We start from the raw sequence: 1,445 nt of genomic DNA, 5'->3' as shown, positions 1-1,445 counted from the left end.
GGCTCTTCGCGGTTCGTGGGGAAATGGATCCCTGGAATGAGCGTCATGCCGCCGTCCTGACGGCACTTCTCAAGAGAATAACCGATTTGTAGTTGGCGGCGTTGCGGTACCCGCGGGCGGTTCGTTTGATGTTCTTGATTGCGGTGTTGTTCGCCTCGACCTTGCCTGTCGTGGCGCCGGTAATGATCAGCACCTCGATCTCCTTCCACCACCGGCAGACTGTACGGTACAGCCTGTTCGTCTCCGGCCGTGCGGCTTCCTTGACCAGCTCCTCGAGTACCTGCTTGGCCGCCGCGGCGTCCTCCAGGGAGCCGGTGCGCAACAGGGCGCGGAGTTGTTCCTTGACCTTCCAGACGGCCTGGAGGGTGCCGGTTGGATCGTCCAGGGCGAACACTTCCTCGAGTCGGAGGGCGGCCCTACACGTGAGGGTGTCACCGCCGCGCAGCAGGAGCATGCGGTGGGCCCAGGCCTTGTCGATGGCCCTGCCGCGGCGGCCCTTGACCTGTTGGGAGAGGTTCTGCCTGGTCTCAGTCATTGCCTGGTTGGCCAGCGAGATCAGGTGGAAGTGATCGACGGCGACAGCAGTGCGGGGAAGCCACATCCGTAAGGCTTTGCGGAACGCCGCGGAGGGGTCGATTGCGACGACCTGCACGGCCAGCCGCCACTGCAGGGGCCGGGCGAACAGCCAGTCCCCGACGCCCTTGTGGTCTCGGCCGTCGACCACGCCGAGGACTTGGCCGGTCTCCAGATCCACGATGGTTGTCATCCACGGCTCGAACCGTGTCCACGCCTTCGTGGTCGGGTCCTGGAAGTAGCGCACGGACCGGAACCGGTGTTCATCAATGCCCAGCATCCGCGGACTGAGCTTGTCCACGTCGGGCAGCCGCAGCAGGCAGGCCTCGGTCACCGCAGCCCGGACCATCCACCAGGACACGGCGAAGCCGGCAGCTGTCTCCGAGAAAGCCCTGCCGGAGCGAATGACCGCGTCCACGAGCTGGTCCCGCAGCCGGCTCGTCGACCGGGCACGGCGCGGCACTTGCGGCGTGGATTCGAAGAACGAGAGCCGGTCGCACGCTGACTCTTCGCAGTACCAGCGGTACTTGGACCAGAGCACGTCCACCGGCCCGGCGACGGGAATATCGCGGAGCCGTTGAAGGCGGCGTTCCTTCCGCCGGGAGGCAATGACCCCACAGCTCGGGCAGCCCGGTAGCGCGTCAGTTTCGACGATGACCTGACGGCGGCCAGCGGACATGGTCGTGGAGATGACACGGTAGTCGGGCAGGTTGAAGAGGATGGTGGCAGCATCGGCTGCGACCCCGGTAGGCTCGTTCAAGGCTCGTGGTCCTGTTCCAGGTTGAATGCTTAGACACACTCATCCCAACAGGGCCACGGGCCCCTTTGTCTTCAACGACACGAACTCAATTCCCCATCAACCGCGAAGAGCC

The 1,445-nt window shown here is 64.9% G+C and carries 1 protein-coding gene; it reads right to left on the bottom strand.

What is annotated here, in order from left to right:
* Positions 1 to 43: 43 nt before the first annotated feature.
* Complete coding sequence (locus ACETK3_RS21280) at positions 44 to 1,333, bottom strand: ISL3 family transposase (RefSeq protein WP_237429206.1); 1,290 nt, start codon at positions 1,331 to 1,333, stop codon at positions 44 to 46.
* Between the last annotated feature and the right edge of the window lie 112 nt (positions 1,334 to 1,445).

The sequence above is a fragment of the Arthrobacter sp. E44 genome (assembly GCF_041877125.1).
GTDB lineage: Bacteria > Actinomycetota > Actinomycetes > Actinomycetales > Micrococcaceae > Arthrobacter.
This window is presented reverse-complemented; position numbering and strand designations above follow the sequence as displayed.